Source organism: Nonomuraea sp. PA05 (assembly GCF_008086045.1).
GTDB classification, from domain to species: domain Bacteria; phylum Actinomycetota; class Actinomycetes; order Streptosporangiales; family Streptosporangiaceae; genus Nonomuraea; species Nonomuraea monospora.
In genome coordinates this window covers 19384-32881 of sequence record NZ_VSEY01000080.1, presented here as the reverse complement: position 1 = coordinate 32881, position 13498 = coordinate 19384, and the positions used below count along the sequence as shown (strand labels likewise).

Below are 13498 nucleotides of genomic sequence, written 5' to 3'. Positions count from 1 at the left end.
GCGGGGGGGAGGGGGGGGGGGGGGGGGGGGGGGGGGGGGGGGGGGGGGGGGGGGGGGGGGGGGGGGGGGGGGGGGGGGGGGGGGGGGGGGGGGGGGGGGGGGGGGGGCGGGGGGGGGGGGGGGGGGGGGGGGGGGGGGGGGGGGGGGGGGGGGAGCGGGACGGCGCCCAGTTCGTCGCGGAGGAGTGCCGCGTTCGGGGTGCGGTGCCGGGGGTCGGTGGCCAGGGCGCGGCGGAGGACGGCCGTCAGCTCCGGCGGGACGCCCGGGATGTCCGGGACGGGGAGGCGGTGCAGGGCGAGGATCATCGCCAGGTTGGGGACGCCGCTCTCCGGGAAGCGGGGCGGGCGGCCGGACAGCAGCGCGTAGACGGTGGCGGCGAGCGCGTACACGTCCCCGGCGGGCGTCGGCTCGGCCAGCTCGAATGCCTCGGGCGGCGCGTAGGACGGGGTGAGCGACTCGCGGGTGACCGAGGCGTCGGGGCCGGAGGCGGGCATGGTGGCCAGGCCGAAGTCCGAGAGGGCCACCTGGCCGTACCGGTTGAGCAGGATGTTGGCCGGTTTCACGTCCCGGTGCAGCACGCCCTGCGCGTGTGCGGCGGCGAGCGCGTCGGCGATGCGGGCACCGACGTCCCTGGCGTCGGCGGGGGAGAGCACGCGACCCGCCAGCGACCCGCCAGGGCACAGCTCCAGCACCATGTACGGGCGCCCGTCCGGCAGCACGCCCGCGTCGTAGACGGGCACCACGTGCGGATGGCCGGACAGCGCGCCGGCCGCCGTGACCTCGCGGAGGAAGCGGCGCTGGTCGCGTTCGGACAGCAGCACCCGGTTGTCGACCTTGAGCGCCACCTCACGGCCGACGGCCGACTGCAGGGCGAGGTAGACCACGCCGAAGCCGCCCTGGCCCAGCACGCCCTTGATCTCGTAACCCGGGACCGATAATTCCGACACGCGCGGAAGCGTACACGTGTGCGGTCAGGGGGCAGGCAGGAGTTCGGGGAGAAGATCGCGCAGGCGGGCGGCGTACGCACGGGGGTGGGTGAGGTTGCCGTTGTGTCCGCCGGGGAGCATCGCGACCTCGGTGCCCAGGAGTGCGGCCAGTTCGTCGGCGCAGCGGCGGTCGAAGACGGCGGGCGGGGTGGTGAGGCCGGCGGCGGGCAGGATGCGGGTTCGGCAGCCGGTCAGGTCGAGGTTGTCGTCGATGACGGCGGTGAAGTCGTGGCGGATGAAGTGGTCGAAGTTCGCCTGGCGCTGGGCGGTCATGGGTTGCGGCGTCAGACCGGGCTCGGCACCCCCGCCGGCCGGGCCGCCCGTGATGCCGAGGACGCGGGCCACCTCCTTGATGGCGGGCCCGAGGCCGGCTTCGAGGTAGAGGTCGCGGATCTCCGTCAGCTCGGCCCGGTGCCGGTCCCGTTCGGCGGCGGGCAGAAGCCAGGGCGAGACGGGCTCGTGGGCGATGAGCAGGCTGAGCTGCTCTGGGTGGCGCATGGCCAGGTGCAGCCCGATGGAGGCGCCCAGGCTCAGCCCCAGCATGATCACGGGCTGGTCGGTGAGGTGGGCCAGCAGGCGGTGCACGTCGTCGGCGTGCTGCCGGACGCTCGCCGCCGTCCCGGTGCTGCGGCTGAGGCCACGCCGGTCGTAGGTGATCACGGTGTAGTCGTCGGCGAGGTGGTTCACCAGGTCGACGCTGCGGTCGGCGTCCCCCTCGCCGCTTTGGGAGATCAGCAGGCACGGCCCCGTGCCGCGGGTCTGGTAGTGGAGGTCGGCATCGTGCACGCGCAACATCGTCATGCCGCCGACTCTAATTCATCAATTCTGATGTATCAAGTTTGATGGATTACTTGCGGAGCTGCGGGATGAGCCGATCCGCCAGTTCCTCCAGGGCGGCCACCGTCTCCCGTACGCGCTGAGGATCGTCCGTGCCCAGCGCGGCGGCCAGCGCGTCGTCGATCGGGGTGTCCCGCACCCGCGTCACCCGATCCGACACCTCGGGCGCCTCCCGGATGATCGTGCGGCGGCGGTCCCTGGGATCGGTCTCGGCGATCACCGCTCCCACGGTGCGCAGCCGTCCGATGGCGGCGGACACGGCGCTCTGCGGCAGCCCCGTCCGGCCGGCGATCCCGCCCACCGTCGTCTCCGGGTGGGCGCGCAGGTCGCTCACGACGATCAGGACGGTGCGGGCGCTCGTCGAATGCTCCCCGATCCCCTCGGACGGCATCGCCTCCTCGCCGATCTTCATCAACGCCCGGCCCAGCAGGAACAGCTCAACCCCATTCACGCTACGCAACATACCCGCGCGGCTCGATAGGGTCGGGTGGCGTGACGACGGAGCTGGAGTGCCTTGCCGAGCGGCTGCGCGAGTTCGCGCGGGTCAGGGAGTGGGAGCAGTTCCACACTCCGAAGAACCTGGCGATGGCGCTGGCGGGTGAGGTCGGGGAGCTGGTGGCGGAGTTCCAGTGGCTCACCGCCGAGGAGTCGCGCAGGCCCGATCCTGAGGCGCTTGCGAGGATGCGGACCGAGCTGGGTGACGTGACCCTCTACCTCGTGCGGCTGGCGGACGTGCTGGGGGTGGACCTGCTGGAGGCGGCTCGGGCCAAGCTCGACGACAACGACCGCCGCTACGACGCCGATCTCTACCGCGGCTCCGCGAGAAAGGCCCCACCGTCCTGACGCGCGCGGGCGTGGTCCGCAGGGCGCGCGGGTGTGTGGTTCGCAGGGCGCGCGGGTGTGTGGTGTCGAGCGAGTCGCGCTGAGGACGCCGTCCGCGGGGCGCGCGGCGACGGGTCAGCCGCGCTGGAAGTGCCAGAACAGCATCGACGGCCGTCCGGCGATGGCCGCGTGCGCCGCCTCGGGGGCGAGGTCGCACAGGGCCCACGGCCACACGTCCCACCGCTCCAGCACCTCGGCCCGCTCCCCCGGCTCACCCTCCGGATGCAGCGGCTCCTCGCACCGCCGCACCAGCAGCCCCGCCGCCAGCGCCGCCCGTACGTAATCGCCGACCAGATGCCGGTAGGTGGCCACCCTGCCAGGCCGCCCGTCAGGCAGTCGTACGGGCGGCACGACGCCCCGCGCGACCCCTTCCGGATGGATGTCGGCGGTCACCACGTGCCCACCCGGCCGCAACACCCGGGCGAACTCGGCCAGCACAGGACCCAGCACCGGCACGTGCGTCAGCGCCAGCGAGCAGACCACCAGATCGACGGACGCGTCCGCCAGGGGCAGCGCGCAAAGCTCACCCAGCCGGAGCTCCGCCTGCGGCACCCGTGAACGCGCCCGCTCCAGCATGTCGGGCGAGCTGTCCACGCCGTGCACCCGGTGGCCGCGACCGGCCAGGTAGGCGGCCAGACGGCCGGTGCCGCACGCCGCGTCCAGCGCGTCACCGGCGGGCAGGGCGCCGACGATCTCCCTGATGAAGGGCTCGTCGAGGTCGAACGCCGCGTTCGGGCCGTCGTAGGTGCGCGACCAGATCCGGTAGCCCGGCACGGTGTCCACGCGGGCGACCTCCACGGCGGCGCCGGCCAGGGAGTCGTCGTCCAGGAACTTGCGGATCTCGGCCAGCCGGGCCTCGACGAACGCGCGGTCGTGCTCGCCGGTGAAGGACCGCATCAGGGCGATGCCCTCCAGGCCGAGCACGTACGCCAGCGGATGCTCGTAGATCACCGGACCACGCTAACGACGCGCGGGGCGCGCGGGCCATCGAATATCGCGGAGCCCTTGGCGCACCTGACGTTTGTCGGAGGCTTCTCGTAGGGTGACGGGCATGCGATTTGGGGTGCTTGGCCCGCTGGCCGTCTGGACCGACGCCGGGGAGACCGTCACGGTCCCCGGCCTCAAGGTCCGGGCGCTCCTCGTGGACCTGCTCGTCCACGAGGGCCATCCGGTGTCGGTAGACCGGCTGGTCGACGACCTGTGGGGCGAGGAGCCGCCGGCGAACCCGGCGGGCGCGCTGCAGGTGCGCGTCTCCCAGTTGCGCAAGGCGTTCGAGGACGCCGAGCCGGGCGGTAAGAACCTCGTTGTCTCCCGGGCCCCCGGCTACCTGCTGCGCGCCGACGACGGCGCCGTGGACGCCGTGCGCTTCGCCGACCTGCTGGCCAGGGCGGAAGCCACGGACAGCCCCAGGACCAAGGCCGGGCTGCTGGCCGACGCGCTGGCGCTGTGGCGGGGGCCCGCGTACGCGGACTTCGCCGACGAGGAGTACACGAGGTCGGCCATCCACCGTCTGGAGGAGCAGCGGCTGTCGGCGCTGGAGCAGCATGCCGAGGCGCGGCTGGAGCTGGGCGAGCACGGGCTGCTCGTGGGCGAGCTGGGCGACCTGGTCAACCGCCACCCGCTCAGGGAGCGGCTGCGCGCCGTCCACATGCGGGCCCTCTACCGGGCCGGGCGGCAGAGCGAGGCGCTCGCCAGCTTCGGCGAGCTGCGGGAGCGGCTGGCTGACGAGCTGGGTCTCGACCCGGGGCCCGAAGTGGTCGCGCTGCATCAGGCGATCCTCGGGCAGGACCCTGCGCTGAGCGTGCCCGCCGACCGGCCCGTCACCAACCTGCCCGCCGCCGTCAGCAAGCTGATCGGCCGGGACGAGGCGTTGGCTGAGGTGTGCTCGCTGGTCGAGGAGGAGCGGCTGGTCACGCTGACCGGCAGCGGGGGTGTCGGCAAGACCCGGCTGGCGCTGGAGGCGGCCGACCGGCTGCTCGACACGTTCGCGGACGGGGCCTGGCTGGTGGCGCTCGACCAAGGGCCCCGGTCGCCGGCGGAGGCCGTGATGGCGGCGCTGGACATCAGGGAGGAGGCCGGCGTGCCGACGGCTCCGGGCGACGCAGGCTCAGGAACGGCCGCCGGGGCCGGTGGGGCCGGGGGCGCCGACGCCGCCCTGGCGGCGAGGCTGGCGGCCGTCCTGCGCCCGCGCCGCATGCTGCTGGTCCTGGACAACTGCGAGCACGTGGTGGAGCAGGTCGCCGAGCTGGCAGAGGTGCTCCTGCGGGCCTGTCCCGGCCTGCGCATCCTGGCGACGAGCCGCGAGCCGCTCGCCGTGGCGGGCGAGGTGTTGTGGAGCGTCCCGCCGCTGAACGTCCCCACCGGCGCCGACCTGGCCGTCATGGCCCGCTCCGACGCCGTGCGGCTCTTCGTGACCAGGGCCGCCGCCTCGGCTCGCGGCTTCCGGCTGGAGGCGGGCAACGCGCAGGCCGTCGCCCAGCTGTGCCGCAGGCTGGACGGCATCCCGCTGGCGCTGGAGCTGGCCGCGACCAGGGTGCGGGCGCTGGGCGTGCAGGGCGTGGTGGCCCGGCTGGACGACAGGTTCCGGCTGCTGGCCTCAGGGCAGCGGGGCGCGCCGGCCCGCCAGCAGACGCTCACCGCCGTGATCGACTGGAGCTGGGACCTGCTGTCGGACGAGGAGCGCGTCGTCCTGCGCCGCCTGGCCGTGCACGTCGACGGCTGCACGCTGGAGGCCGCCGAGTCCGTCTGCGGCAACGCCGAGACCCTGGACGTGCTGGACCTGCTGGCCCGGCTGGTGGACCGTTCGCTGGTGGTGGTCGTGGAGGGTGCCGCCGGGGTCAGGTACCGGCTGCTGGAGTCGGTGTCGGAGTACTGCCGCGCCAGGATGTCCGACGCGGGCGAGCTGGACGCCGTACGTCACGCGCACCTGAACCACTACCTCGACCTGGCCTTGCGGGCCGAGCCCGGCCTGTACGGCCCCGAGCAGCGCGACTGGCTGCTGCGTTTGGACGCGGAGGCGGCCAACATGCGGGCGGCCCTCGACACGGCGGCGGCCCGCGGCGACGTGCGCGGCGCGGCCCGGCTGGTGAACGCGCTGGCCTGGTACTGGTTCCTGCGCGGCAGGCTGGCCGAGGGCCGCCGGGCGATGGCGCAGGCGCTGGCCGTCCCGCGCCACGACGGCGACGCGGCGCGGGCCAGGGCGGCGGCGTGGGAGGCGGGGTTCGCCCTGTGCCTCGGCGAGCAGCCCGACTGGCGGCCCGTCCTGGATGCTGTCGAGGACGACGCGGAGCGCGCCAGGGCCAGGCTCTTCGTCGGGCTGCAGGTGGACGACATGCCGGCCGGGCAGGAGCAGACGGAGCTGGCGCTGGCCACGTTCAGGCAGAACGGCGACCGATGGGGCATCGCCACCGCGCTCACCCGGCAGGCCATGGACGCCTTCACCCTGCGCGACCAGGAGGCCATCGAGCGGATCGCGGGGGAGAGCGCCCGCCTGTTCACCGAACTGGGCGACAAGTGGGGCCTGCTGCGCGCCACCGAGTGGCTTGCCTCGCTGGCCCAGATGCGGCGCGACGCCGACGAGGCCAACCGGCTGTTCGGCGAGGGGCTGCGCATGGCCGAGGACCTGGGGCTGTGGCCCGAGGTGGCCACCCACACCGCGTGGCTGGGCTGGGTGGCGCTGGAGAACGCGCAGTTCGACCGCGCGATCGAGCTGTGCGGGAGCGCGCTGAAGCAGTCCGAGGCCCAGGGCTACAGCAAGGGCTCGACCATGGCGGAGATGGGCGTGGCCTACGCCGCCCGCAGGTCGGGCCGGCTCGAACTGGCCGAGCGGCACCTGCTGCACCTGCTCGAACCGCTGTCCCGCGACCCTGACGGCGATCCCGCGCTGCACCTGCCCGACACCCTGATCGAGCTGGGCTGGCTCACGGAGCTGCGCGGCGACCTGGCCGGGGCCATGGCGCTGCACGCGGAGGCCATGGCGTTCGGCTGGAGGATCGGCGACCCCAGGACGACGGTCGGCGCGGTGGAGGGCGCGGCCGCCGCGGCAGGGCCCACCGAGAAGTCGGCCCTGCTGCTGGGGCTGGCGGCGGCCACCAGGGAGAGCTACCAGGTTCCGCCGAACGCGGCCGAGTTGGCGGACATCGAGCGGGCCACCGTGCGCACGCGCGAGGCGCTCGGCGAGCAGGCGTTCGCGGCGGCGTTCGCCCGGGGCGGCACCTACAAGCTGGACGACGCCCAGGGCCTGCTCTGATCGTGCCCCAGAACGGCACCGGAGCTGCTCCGATCGTTCAAGTGGGCGGCCAGGCGGTCGAAGAACTCGATCCAGCCCGCCCTGGCCCCCTCGGCGTGCTCCTGGTCGGTGTTGACCCCGTACTGGTGGAACCGCATGGCGGTCCCGCCGCCCGCGTCGGCGAGGACGACGGTCACGATCGAGGCGGGCCCGTCGCCCGGCTCGTCGGGGTCGCCGGTCGTGAACACCAGCCGCTCCGGCGCCACCACCTCCCGGTACGTCCCCTCCAGCGTCACCTCGAACCCCTCCTCACCCACCAGCGTGGCCCGCCACACCCCGCCGGGCCAGGCGTCCAGCGTGATCCGGCCCACCGGCGTGGCCAGCGTCGCAGGCCCGAACCAGCGGGAGAACCGCTCAGGCTCGGTCCACGCCGCCCACACGTGCTCGCGAGGCGCGTCGAAAAGGCGGGTGAGTTCGTACTCGGCGGTCTGGGTCATCGTGCTGCCCTCCTTGGTGTCGATGACTCCACGGTGACCGGACGGGCTTACGATCCCCTTCTCGCGACCTTTAGGCGGTGGCAGGCTGGAACCCATGAGGATCATCCGCGCCGCGCAGGTGCTCACCGGGCGTCCAGGAGAAGTGATCGCGGACGGCGAGGTCCTCATCGACGGAACGAAGATCGTCTCGGTGGGGCCGCGTGGCAGCGCGGGGGAGGCGGGCGAGGTCCTCGACCTGCCCGGCCACACGGTGCTGCCCGGCCTGGTGGACGCGCACGTGCACCTGGGGTTCGACGACAAGGTCGATCCGGTGACCAGGCGCAGCCCGGAGAGCGACCACCACCTGCTGCTGCGGATGGCCGAGAACGCCCGCAAGCTCGTCTCCGCCGGCGTCACCACCGCCCGCGACCTGGGCGGGCGCGGCTTCCTCGACGTGGCGCTGCGCGACGCGATCGAGGAGGGCCTGGCCGTCGGCCCGCACGTCGTGGCCGCCACCCGGCCCATCACGATCACCGGCGGCCACTGCTGGTACATGGGCGGCGAGGCCGACGACGAGCCCGCCATCCGCCGCGTCGCCCGCGAGAACCTGCGGGCCGGCGCCGACTGCCTGAAGGTGATGGCCTCGGGCGGCCTGATGACGCCGAGCGCGCCGCCGAGCTGGGTGCCGCAGTACAGCACGGAGCAGCTCCGCGTGGTCGTCGAGGAGGCCGCCACGCGCGGCAAGCACGTCGCGGCGCACGCCCACGCGCACGCCTCCATCCGCGGCTGCGTCGAGGCGGGCGTCACCACCATCGAGCACTGCTCGTTCTTCACGCCGTCCGGCCACCAGTACGACGGCAAGCTCGCCGACCTGGTCGCGTCCAGCGGCACGTACGTGTGCCCCACCGCGCACGGCGTCGTCTCGCGGATCGTCGAGGTGCACGGGCAGGCGATGCTGGACGCCTGGCTGGCCGGCATCGCCGCGATGCGCGACGCGGGCATCCGGGTGATCGCGGGCACCGACGCCGGGTTCGCCGTGGGGGACATCGCCAACCGCACCGATGGGTATGTCGGAGGCCTGGAGACGTTCGCGTCGGTGGGCTACCGCAACGCGGAGATCATCGAGCTGGCCACCGTGCTGGCCGCCGACGCGTGCGGGGTGGGCGAGGTCGCCGGCAGCTTGGATCCGGGCAAGCGGGCCGACCTCATCGCGGTCGCCGGCGACCCGCTCGAACGCATCTCCGCCTTGCGCGACCTCGCGCTCGTCCTGGTTTCGGGCCGGTCGGTCGGGCAGGCAGGTGTGGACACCGTCACCGCGTCCGTGGGTTGAACGTTCCTGAGAGGAGACCTGATGCTGCCCTGGTCCGTCGAACTGGCCGGCCGCCTCGACCACCACGTCGTCGAGAGCGACCTGCTGCGCGGCAACCCGCTGGGCGACCCGCACGAACGGCCGCTGGTCGTGTACGTGCCGCCCGGGTACGACGACGCGCCCGGCCGCCGCTACCCGGCCCTGTACGTGCTGCTCGGCTACACCGGGCACGTCGGCATGTGGTTCAACAGGGCGCCGTTCCGGCAGCCGTACCCGGAGCTGGCCGACGCCATGTTCGCGGCCGGCGACGCGCCGCCCGCCATCGTCGTGTACGTGGACGCGTGGACCGCCCTCGGCGGCAGCCAGTACCTCGACTCGCCCGCCACCGGCCGCTACCACTCGTACCTGCGCGACGAGATCGTCCCCTTCGTGGACGCCCGCTACCGCACCGTCGCCGACCGCGACCACCGCGCGGTCACCGGCAAGTCCAGCGGCGGCTACGGGGCGATGGTGACCGCCATGCTCGCGCCCGACGTGTTCGGCGCGCTGGCCACCCACGCGGGCGACGCCCTGTTCGAGGTCTGCAACCGGCCGCGCTTCCCCGTGCTCGCGCGCAGGCTGCGCGACATGTACGACGGCTCCTACGACAAGTTCCTCGCCGACTTCCGCGGCCGGCTGGCCGGCACCAAGGACGGCGACTTCGAACTGCTCGAAATGTACGCCTACGCTGCCGCCTACTCCGCGGACGGCGCCGTCCGCATGCCGTTCGACGACACCGGCGCGGTCGTGCCCGAGGTGTGGGAGCGGTGGCTCACCCTCGACCCGGTCGTCATGGCCCGCGAGCCGCGTCACGCCGAGGCACTGCGCTCGATGCGGGCCGTCTGGGTGGACGCGGGGAGCAAGGACGAGTACTACCTCGACTTCGCGGCCGTCGCCTTCCACCGGGCGCTGGAGGAGGCGGGGGTGCCAGGGGAGCGGGTGCACTTCGAGTTGTTCGAGGCGGGGCACGGGGGCATCGAGTATCGCTACCCGCTCGCCCTGGCGTGGCTCTCCCACCGTCTCACGCAGGACCTCGCTGACCCCCGGTGATCAGCTCCAGGACCTGCTCCAGCTCACGGGCCGAGGCCCGCGCCGAGCTCCACGCCGCGCGCAGCCCGTCGTCGTGCCAGCGCGGCACCACGTGCACGTGGTAGTGGAAGACGTCCTGCCCCGCGACCGCGCCGCTGTTGTGCCGCACGTTCACGCCGTCGGGAGCCAGAGCCGTCCTCAGCAGTGCGGCGACCCGATGCACCATGCCGGCGACCTCGCCGTGCGACGCCTCGGAGATCTCCCACACGTCGCGCGCGTGGACCCGCGGCACCACCAGGGTGTGCCCGGGGGCGGCAGGCCTGCGATCCAGGAACGCCACGGCGTGCTCGTCGGCCAGGACCCGGTAGGACGGCGATCGACCGGCCACGATGTCGCAGAAGACGCAGTCGCTCATCCCACGATGGTCGCACCACCCCCGCCGGTCAGTCGCTCTCCAGGACGTGGCGCAGGTAGAAGTCCGGCTTGGCGAGGAAGCGCCGCCAGTGGTCGACCACCTGGAGCTCGTCCCACTCGGTGCTCCTGATGCCGTCCTCGCCCAGCTCCACGATCTGGGCGCCGGGCAGGGCGGACAGGATCGGCGAGTGGGTGGCGCAGATGATCTGCCCGCCTTCGCGCACGACTTGGTGCAGGAGGCCGGCCAGGCGCAGACACGACTGGAACGACAGGGCCGCTTCCGGCTCGTCCAGCAGGTAGAGGCCCGGCCCCGCCGGCATCCGGTCGAGAACCGTGAAGAACCCCTCGCCGTCCGGCTCAGCCTCATCAGGTGCGCGCCGCGCGCGGCGGCCCTGCCACGCCCCGCCCGCCCAGGACGCTAGGCTGCCGCAATGGATCTGAAAGAGCAGGTACGCGAGCTGCGCCTGCAGGGCAAGTCCCCCAAGGAGATCGCCCGCGCGCTCAAGGTCTCCCCGTCGGTCGTGGCGCCGCTCGTCCGCGCCATCGCCACGGAGACCGCCGAGACCGCGGCCCCGGCCGAGGCCGAGGTCGTCGGATGCTGGACGAACGTGGGCTGGAGCGAGGGGCTCGGCCTCGACCCGGCGCGCGGCTGGGTGGACGAGGCTCCAGGCTCCGGCGTGGGCGGCATGGTGTGCGTGCTCGTCGCCCGGCGGCACACCTGGGACCGGCTGTCGGTGTGCGGGTACCTGGCCGACGTCTACTGCATGGGCGTCAAGAGCGTCATCGGCCCGGACGTGCTCGACGACCGCGACCTGGTGCGCTTCCGCGAGTACTTCTTCGGCGAGTACCCAGGCTGGCAGGAGGTGCCGATCGAGCTGGCCAGGCACCTCGTGTTCGGATCCATCGACCACGCGCGCACGCTCGGCTTCGAGCCGCACGACCTGTTCTCGCTCGGCTCCGACCTGCTCGGCAAGTGGGAGGAGGAGTCGGCCATCACGTTTGGCCGCGACGGCAAGCCGTTCTACGTGGAGGGCCCGGAGGACGACGCCGCCAAGGTGCTGCGCACGCTGCGCCGTACACTCTCCGACGACCAGTTCGGGTACGTCACCGCAGGCCGGTGACCCGCAGCGTCAGGTTCAGGCGGCCGGAGGCCAGCCCGGTGGCGGGATCGCCGGTGCCCGGGTAGACCTTCGGCACGCCGTGGTAGGCCAGGCGCGACGGCCCGCCGAACACGAACAGGTCGCCCGAGGTGAGCCGTACGTCGGTGTACGGCCGCCCGCGCGTCTCGGTGTTGCCGAAGCGGAACAAGCAGGTGTCGCCGATGCTCAGCGACACCACCGGGGCGTCTGACCGCTCGTCCTTGTCCTGGTGCATGCCCATCTTGGCCTGGCCGTCGTAGAAGTTGATCAGCGCGGTGTCGGGGTCGTACTCCATCTCGTGCCCGTACGCGCCGGCCACAGCGCGGCGGCCCAGCTCGGCCAGCCACCCCGGGAGATCCGCCACCCGGCGGCCGTTCACGTCGTGGGCGACGCGCGTGTACCTGTACGGCTGCCAGTGCCAGCCCAGGCACACGGTCTGCACCGACATGACGCCGCCGCTCGGCAGCACGGTGTGCCGGATCGGCACCGGGCCCCTCGCCCACTCGCGGCACGCCTCGACCAGGTGGCGTTGCTCGTCGAGCGTCAGCCAGCCGGGGACGTGGACCGCGCCGGGGGCGATCTCCCTCATGGGCAGGGGGATCATGAGGGCTCCTGGGTCGCGTGCACTCTCACCAACCTACGCTGCGCCGCCTCGTGAGGTCGTGCGCCGCCCGTACAGCCGAGCCCTCCGGTGCCCGCCCAGCGTGCCGGGCACCGGGCTCGCGTACGGCCGCCCATCCGCGCCGATCAGCGTGAAGACCGCGGGCACCCGCGTGGTGCTCCTCACCGGGTTCACTTCGCGTCGTGCAGGACGAGCCCGAGCGTGTGCCGCAGCCCGGACCGTACGGTGCTCACCCCGTGCCGCACCGGCGACGCCGACCAGCCGCGCGACGACCGCACGGGACGGTCACGCGTGGTGAAGATCAGCCCGTGCCCCTGCGGCAACAGCGTCACCGTGGCCCGCGACTGCGCCCGGGGCCGCTGCTCCACCAGCAGGAACTCGCCGCCGGTGTAGTTCTCGCCCGGCTGGTCCAGCCCGATCACCACCTGCAGCGGGAACACCAGGTCTCCGTAGAGGTCGCGGTGGAGGGCGTTCCAGTCGTTCTGCCGGTAGCGCAGGAGGATGGGGGTCGGGCGGGTCTGCCCGGCACGGTGGCACATGTCCAGCCATTCGGCGAAATCGTCCGGCCAGGGGGCCGGCTGGCCCAGCCTTGCCGCCCAGTCTCTGGCGATCGGCAGGAGCCTCGGGTAGAACGCCGCCCGGAGCTCCCGTACCAGGGGTGGGAGCGGGTGGTCGAAGTAGCGGTACTGGCCGGCGCCGAAGCGGTGGCGTGCCATGTCGATGGTGGCGCGGAAGAAGCCGGTCTCGTCGTACAGGGCGGAGATCTGCGCGCACTCCTCGGGGGTGAGGAGCCGCGGCGTCAGCGCGCACCCGTGGGCGTCCAGCTCGGCCGCCAGCTCCTCCCAGCGAGCGCCCGCCAGCCGCGCCGAACTCCCGGCGGGCGGCTTCTCACGCTCGGAGCCCGCCAGCAGCGGCGAGCCCTCGGCGGGTGGCTCCTTCCAGTCGGCGCTTGCCAGTCTCGTCGCCCTCGCGGCCGTCGGCCCCTTCCCTCCACCGTTCACAGCGTGCTCCAGAGCTGGGGCTGCAGCACGCCTTCCAGCGTGAGCAGCGCGTGCTTGCGTTCGAGGCCGCCCGCGTACCCGGTCAGGGCGCCGTCGGCGGCGATGACGCGGTGGCAGGGCAGGAGGACGAGCAGCGGGTTCGCGCCGACGGCCGCCGCGACGGCGCGGATCCGGTCCGTGGACGCGCCGACGCGTGCGGTCAGCGCGCCGTAGCTGGTCGTGGTCCCGTACGGGAGCCGCGCCAGCTCCGCCCACACCCGCTCCTGGAACGCGGTCCCGCGCGGGGCGACCGGCAGGTCGAAGCGGGTGCGCTCACCCGCGAAGTACTCCCCGAACTGCCGCTCCGCCTCCGCGAACACACCCGGCTCAGTCCGCAGCCCCGCCCGTCCCGAGGCCACGTCGAACGACACGCGGGTCAGCGCCGTGCCGTCCCCCACGAGCAGGATCTCGCCCAGCGGGCTGTCGATCGTCGTGTAGATGTCCATACTCTCTTCAACACCACACCCACCCCCGAAGGTCGGCGGTTTTCGGACGTC

The 13498-nt window shown here is 73.5% G+C and carries 16 protein-coding genes; 5 read left to right on the top strand and 11 right to left on the bottom strand.

Annotated features, from left to right (window positions below):
• The 3 genes from FXF51_RS64020 to FXF51_RS58645 form a co-directional block, all read right to left on the bottom strand.
• On the bottom strand, positions 1 to 884 hold an 884-nt coding region (locus FXF51_RS64020; RefSeq protein WP_411268444.1), incomplete at its 3' end, for a serine/threonine-protein kinase.
• Between the two features lie 87 nt (positions 885 to 971).
• Positions 972 to 1787 (bottom strand): alpha/beta fold hydrolase, encoded by an 816-nt coding sequence (locus tag FXF51_RS58650; RefSeq protein ID WP_222871977.1) that lies wholly within the window; start codon positions 1785 to 1787, stop codon positions 972 to 974.
• 46 nt (positions 1788 to 1833) lie between these two features.
• A complete protein-coding gene (locus tag FXF51_RS58645; RefSeq protein WP_262380621.1) occupies positions 1834 to 2274 on the bottom strand; it encodes a MarR family winged helix-turn-helix transcriptional regulator in 441 nt (146 codons plus the stop codon).
• Positions 2275 to 2315: 41 nt separating this feature from the next.
• On the opposite strand from FXF51_RS58645, the gene FXF51_RS58640 reads away from it, so the two are divergent.
• Positions 2316 to 2666: a nucleotide pyrophosphohydrolase gene (locus FXF51_RS58640; RefSeq protein WP_148443550.1), complete on the top strand. Its 351-nt coding sequence runs from the start codon at positions 2316 to 2318 to the stop codon at positions 2664 to 2666.
• 114 nt (positions 2667 to 2780) lie between these two features.
• Here the strand turns inward: FXF51_RS58640 and FXF51_RS58635 are convergent, their stop codons facing one another.
• Positions 2781 to 3656 (bottom strand): class I SAM-dependent methyltransferase, encoded by an 876-nt coding sequence (locus FXF51_RS58635; protein WP_148443549.1) that lies wholly within the window; start codon positions 3654 to 3656, stop codon positions 2781 to 2783.
• A gap of 100 nt (positions 3657 to 3756) precedes the next feature.
• On the opposite strand from FXF51_RS58635, the gene FXF51_RS58630 reads away from it, so the two are divergent.
• Positions 3757 to 6954, top strand: coding sequence for an AfsR/SARP family transcriptional regulator (locus FXF51_RS58630; protein ID WP_148443548.1), 3198 nt, complete (start codon positions 3757 to 3759; stop codon positions 6952 to 6954).
• Here the strand turns inward: FXF51_RS58630 and FXF51_RS58625 are convergent.
• Positions 6921 to 7430, bottom strand: a complete 510-nt coding sequence (locus FXF51_RS58625; RefSeq protein WP_187415178.1) for an SRPBCC domain-containing protein — start codon at positions 7428 to 7430, stop codon at positions 6921 to 6923. The two genes, FXF51_RS58630 and FXF51_RS58625, sit on opposite strands and share 34 nt — an antisense overlap.
• A 94-nt stretch (positions 7431 to 7524) precedes the next feature.
• Here FXF51_RS58625 and FXF51_RS58620 point away from each other — a divergent pair, with 94 nt between their 5' ends.
• Both FXF51_RS58620 and FXF51_RS58615 read left to right on the top strand, forming a co-directional pair.
• Positions 7525 to 8739: a metal-dependent hydrolase family protein gene (locus FXF51_RS58620; protein WP_148443546.1), complete on the top strand. Its 1215-nt coding sequence runs from the start codon at positions 7525 to 7527 to the stop codon at positions 8737 to 8739.
• Positions 8740 to 8760: 21 nt separating this feature from the next.
• A complete protein-coding gene (locus tag FXF51_RS58615; RefSeq protein ID WP_148443545.1) occupies positions 8761 to 9807 on the top strand; it encodes an alpha/beta hydrolase in 1047 nt (348 codons plus the stop codon).
• On the opposite strand, the gene FXF51_RS58610 is transcribed toward FXF51_RS58615, so the two are convergent.
• A complete protein-coding gene (locus FXF51_RS58610) occupies positions 9779 to 10201 on the bottom strand; it encodes an HIT family protein (RefSeq protein WP_148443544.1) in 423 nt (140 codons plus the stop codon). The genes FXF51_RS58615 and FXF51_RS58610 overlap by 29 nt on opposite strands.
• A gap of 28 nt (positions 10202 to 10229) precedes the next feature.
• Positions 10230 to 10520, bottom strand: a complete 291-nt coding sequence (locus FXF51_RS58605) for an AAA family ATPase (RefSeq protein ID WP_148443543.1) — start codon at positions 10518 to 10520, stop codon at positions 10230 to 10232.
• A 111-nt stretch (positions 10521 to 10631) separates the two neighbouring features.
• On the opposite strand from FXF51_RS58605, the gene FXF51_RS58600 reads away from it, so the two are divergent.
• Positions 10632 to 11321 carry a helix-turn-helix domain-containing protein gene (locus FXF51_RS58600; protein ID WP_262380620.1) on the top strand — a complete coding sequence of 230 codons (690 nt, stop codon included), beginning with the start codon at positions 10632 to 10634 and terminating at the stop codon, positions 11319 to 11321.
• Here the strand turns inward: FXF51_RS58600 and FXF51_RS58595 are convergent.
• Genes FXF51_RS58595 through FXF51_RS58580 form a run of 4 tightly spaced genes read right to left on the bottom strand, consistent with a single transcriptional unit; the run spans position 11305 to position 13447 of the window.
• A complete protein-coding gene (locus FXF51_RS58595) occupies positions 11305 to 11943 on the bottom strand; it encodes an alpha-ketoglutarate-dependent dioxygenase AlkB family protein (protein ID WP_148443542.1) in 639 nt (212 codons plus the stop codon). The genes FXF51_RS58600 and FXF51_RS58595 overlap by 17 nt on opposite strands.
• 33 nt (positions 11944 to 11976) lie before the next feature.
• Positions 11977 to 12126 carry a hypothetical protein gene (locus FXF51_RS58590; protein WP_222871975.1) on the bottom strand — a complete coding sequence of 50 codons (150 nt, stop codon included), beginning with the start codon at positions 12124 to 12126 and terminating at the stop codon, positions 11977 to 11979.
• Between the two features lie 5 nt (positions 12127 to 12131).
• Positions 12132 to 12962, bottom strand: a complete 831-nt coding sequence (locus tag FXF51_RS58585; RefSeq protein ID WP_262380619.1) for a 2OG-Fe(II) oxygenase — start codon at positions 12960 to 12962, stop codon at positions 12132 to 12134.
• Complete coding sequence (locus tag FXF51_RS58580; protein ID WP_148443541.1) at positions 12959 to 13447, bottom strand: methylated-DNA--[protein]-cysteine S-methyltransferase; 489 nt, start codon at positions 13445 to 13447, stop codon at positions 12959 to 12961. The genes FXF51_RS58585 and FXF51_RS58580 overlap by 4 nt, the downstream gene beginning before the upstream one ends.
• Between the last annotated feature and the right edge of the window lie 51 nt (positions 13448 to 13498).

Bases quoted from the DNA above. Each gene is read 5' to 3' on its own strand.
- FXF51_RS58595 (WP_148443542.1), bottom strand. From the start codon at position 11,943: ATGATCCCCCTGCCCATGAGGGAGATCGCCCCCGGCGCGGTCCACGTC.
- FXF51_RS58625 (WP_187415178.1), bottom strand. From the start codon at position 7,430: ATGACCCAGACCGCCGAGTACGAACTCACCCGCCTTTTCGACGCGCCT.
- FXF51_RS58630 (WP_148443548.1), top strand. From the start codon at position 3,757: ATGCGATTTGGGGTGCTTGGCCCGCTGGCCGTCTGGACCGACGCCGGG.
- FXF51_RS58620 (WP_148443546.1), top strand. From the start codon at position 7,525: ATGAGGATCATCCGCGCCGCGCAGGTGCTCACCGGGCGTCCAGGAGAA.
- FXF51_RS58605 (WP_148443543.1), bottom strand. From the start codon at position 10,520: ATGCCGGCGGGGCCGGGCCTCTACCTGCTGGACGAGCCGGAAGCGGCC.
- FXF51_RS58580 (WP_148443541.1), bottom strand. From the start codon at position 13,447: ATGGACATCTACACGACGATCGACAGCCCGCTGGGCGAGATCCTGCTC.
- FXF51_RS58600 (WP_262380620.1), top strand. From the start codon at position 10,632: ATGGATCTGAAAGAGCAGGTACGCGAGCTGCGCCTGCAGGGCAAGTCC.
- FXF51_RS58650 (WP_222871977.1), bottom strand. From the start codon at position 1,787: ATGACGATGTTGCGCGTGCACGATGCCGACCTCCACTACCAGACCCGC.
- FXF51_RS58610 (WP_148443544.1), bottom strand. From the start codon at position 10,201: ATGAGCGACTGCGTCTTCTGCGACATCGTGGCCGGTCGATCGCCGTCC.
- FXF51_RS58615 (WP_148443545.1), top strand. From the start codon at position 8,761: ATGCTGCCCTGGTCCGTCGAACTGGCCGGCCGCCTCGACCACCACGTC.